Genomic DNA, 3,270 nt, shown 5'->3' with positions numbered 1-3,270 from the left:
CTCGAACTCGGAAACGTCGAGTTCGGGAGCCGGCTCGCTCCTATCGACGCCTTCGGGGTCGACGGCGGGGGCCGTCGAGTCCGCACCTGCGCGAGACCGAACGGTACCGCCGTCGGTTCGGGCGGAAGCACCGTCTCGGCTCCCCGCTGCCGCCGGCGAGTCGACGGCAGCAGCGTACGCCGTGATGGCGGAGGCGGCCGGGTGTTCGGAGTAGCGCTCCACGGCCGCGGCGCGGTCGACCGCCCGTTCGTCGCCGACGATCGAGCGAACCGTCATCTCGCCCGAGGTGAGGGTTCCGGTCTTGTCGAACACCAGCGTCTCGACGGACGGGGCCGACTCGAACAGCGCCCCGTTCGTGACAGCGATCCCCCGCTCGAGGGCGTCCCGAAGGCCGGACGCGACCGCGAGCGGGGTCGCGAGTCCCATGGCGCACGGACAGGAGACCACGAGCACCGTCAGTCCGGTCAGCAACGCGTCGGCCGGGGCGGCACCCGTCGCGAGCCGGAACCCGGTCACGAGCGTCGCCAGCGCGATCACGAGCGGGACGAAGATCGTCGCGAGTTTGTCGGCGAACCGCTGGACGCTGGGGGAGCCGCTCTGGATCTCCCACAGCAGCGTCGCGATGCGGTCGATCGTGCTTTCGGCGTCCTCGCCGACCTCGATCACGAGCGCGCTGTCGGTGACGATCGACCCGCCGATGACGTCCTCGCCCGACGACCGGGTCACGGGAAGCGACTCCCCCGTCAGCACTGATTCGTCGACGGCCGCGGTGCCCTCGAGGATCGTTCCGTCGATTGGAACGCGCTCGCCGGGGCGGACGACCACCTCGTCGCCGGGCTCGAGATCGTCGACGGGAATCGTTTCGGTCCCGTCGGCCGTTCGTCGGATCGCCTCGCGGGATCGGGCCGCGGTGAGGTCCGAGAGGAGGTCGGTCGCCCGCCGCTTGATCTTCCGTTCGTAGTAGGTTCCGAGGCTGACGACCATGATGACGGCGACCGTGACGTCGTAGTAGAGGTGGGTGCTGCCGGTCGCGAGCGCGACGGTGCTGTAGGCGTACGCCGCGACGGCGGCCAGCGAAACCAGCAGATCCATGTTCGGTTTGCCGACGCGCAGGCTGACGTACGCGCCCCTGAGAACAGGGTAGCCCGTGTAGAATAGGACGACCGACGTCATCAATCCGATCATCGAAAGGGGAAGAAACACGCCGACCGGGCTGGTCGCGTCGACCTCGAGAATTCCGGTTTCGATCCCGACGTAGCTCGGATAGAGGTAGACGAGATACCACGGCATTATCAGCATGGAAAAGAAGCCGCCGACCAGGAGCCGCTGTACCAGATCGTGGTCGCGCCGGCGAGCGATCGAGTCGCCGGTCTCGTCTCTGAAGTACGCCGCGTAACCGCATCCCGAAATCCGGTCCGGAAGCTCGGCGGCGGCCACGCGGTCCGGATCGTAGACGACGCGAGCCGTATCGGTCGCGTAGCTCGCGTCTATCCGCAAAACGCCGTCCGTCCGCTCACCCAGCAGCGAGAGGAACCCCTCACAGGTCGAACAGTGCATCCCGTCGACAGCGAGAAACGTTTCCTCGCCGCCCTCCGGCACGGATCGGTCCTCCCTCGGCTCCGCACGCCCCTCGAGGTCGGCCCGATCGACGCCCTCGAGGTCCCGAAGCGCGCTCCGGACCTCCAGACAGCCGCGACAGCAGAACGTTCCCTCGACGTCGGGAGCCGTCACCGGCGATTCCGGCGTGGGAAGATCACAGAGTGAGCACGTACTCATCGCGTACGTACGGGTTCGCGACCGCACGCGGTAGGGATGGTGCCGAACCGGTTCGATCGCCTCCCCGTCGGAACCCCGGAGGGCACGTCGGATCCCGATCGATACCCGGTTCGGGCACAGCCCTACAGGTGCGGCAAACCGGTATCGAATCGGACGTGTCCGCCCGACGAAACGTCCAAAGAGGGAGTACAGAGCCTACATCACGCGGTTCCCACGAACGGGGAATCTTCCTCGAACACTATCATGTCGTCCGTGGGAATGATAGGCATGTCCGCGCAGTCTCTTCGATCGCCGGCAGTGTTCGACGAGGAGCCGCCGCTCCGTACGGTGCTCGAGGTCGAACCGGCCGACGGCGCCCGCTGTCTGCTCGCCGAGGAGGTCCCGAACGCGGCGGCAGTTACGCGAACGATCTCGCAGCGAGAGTCCTGCACTCGCTGTCTGACCGCCGCGACCAGCGTCGAGGGCGGGGAGTCCAACACGACGTATCTCTCGACGACGACCACGGAACAGTGCGTTTTCGAGACGACCAATCGGTTCGACTGCATCTCTACTCTCGAGGGAGTTCGCGACGGTGCGCTCGTCGTCTCGCTCATCGTCCGGGATCGAACCGTACTGAACGAGATCCGCGAGGCACTCGAGGACTCCGGGGCGACCGTTCGCCTTCGAAGAATTACGCGAGGTGCCGACGACGCCGACGCGACGGTCGAACTCGACGCGATGGCGATCACCGACAAACAACGCGAAGCGGCGGAACTCGCCGTGGCTCTCGGCTACTACGAGACGCCGAGGCGGTCCGATCTTACCGACCTCGCCGACGAGCTCGAGGTCTCGAAGTCGGCGGTTTCGCAGCGGCTCAACGCCGTCGAACGGACGCTGGTACGCAAGCTCGTCGACGGCTGAACGGCGCCCGGCCGCACCGAAACGGCCTTCTCGAGCCGCGTCTGCGTGCCGACGTTTACCCCGACCCGTCCGACGAGACGCAGGCTCCGGGTCGCGATCTACCCGCCGTCGGATCGACACTCCTGCTCGGATCGTTCCAGCGCGACGAGCCAGGGCTTGGTTCCGCCGATAACGCCCGTGACGAGCTTCGACTCGGCCGCACAGAGGCGCTGCGAGACCGCCGACTTCGAGACGCCGAGTTCCGCCGCCAGCTCCGCGAGATCGGTCTCCCGGGGTCGCCTGTAGTAGCCGTAGACGTACGCCAGCTCGAGCGCCTCGAGCTGTTTCGGCGTTATCGCGCCGAGATCGACCTCGACGGCCTCGTCGCTGTCGGGATCGGACACCGACAGCCGCTCCGGTTCGATCGTCGCATCGAGCTCCGCCAGATGAGCGAGCGCATCCCGGACCGATTCGACGTCCGAAACCGTCACCGACACCCGTAACTGATCGGCATCGTCGACGTCGGTCACGGGTCGGTCACCTCCGTCGGGCCGCCCAAGCCGGTTCGACGGCGTGACGCATCCAGCCTCGCGAGCGGGTGAAACGACCCGCACC

The 3,270-nt window shown here is 67.1% G+C and carries 3 protein-coding genes; 1 reads left to right on the top strand and 2 read right to left on the bottom strand.

Annotated features, from left to right (window positions below; translation table 11 throughout):
• The coding region (locus ACNA7R_RS19800) for a heavy metal translocating P-type ATPase (protein ID WP_416285263.1) at positions 1-1,776 on the bottom strand (1,776 nt) is incomplete at its 3' end.
• Positions 1,777-2,043: 267 nt separating this feature from the next.
• Between ACNA7R_RS19800 and ACNA7R_RS19795 the strand changes: the two genes are divergently transcribed.
• Complete coding sequence (locus ACNA7R_RS19795; RefSeq protein WP_416285262.1) at positions 2,044-2,676, top strand: helix-turn-helix domain-containing protein; 633 nt, start codon at positions 2,044-2,046, stop codon at positions 2,674-2,676.
• Between the two features lie 98 nt (positions 2,677-2,774).
• Here ACNA7R_RS19795 and ACNA7R_RS19790 read toward each other — a convergent pair whose 3' ends face one another.
• On the bottom strand, positions 2,775-3,185 hold the full coding sequence (locus ACNA7R_RS19790; RefSeq protein WP_416285261.1) for a helix-turn-helix domain-containing protein: 411 nt from the start codon (positions 3,183-3,185) through the stop codon (positions 2,775-2,777).
• Positions 3,186-3,270: the final 85 nt, after the last annotated feature.

Source organism: Natronococcus sp., assembly GCF_047921035.1.
In the GTDB taxonomy this organism is placed as follows: Archaea; Halobacteriota; Halobacteria; order Halobacteriales; family Natrialbaceae; genus Natronococcus.
This window is presented reverse-complemented; position numbering and strand designations above follow the sequence as displayed.

What these genes read in the sequence shown, in the direction of transcription:
- ACNA7R_RS19795 (WP_416285262.1), top strand. Translation starts at nt 2,044, where the DNA reads ATGTCCGCGCAGTCTCTTCGATCGCCGGCAGTGTTCGACGAGGAGCCG.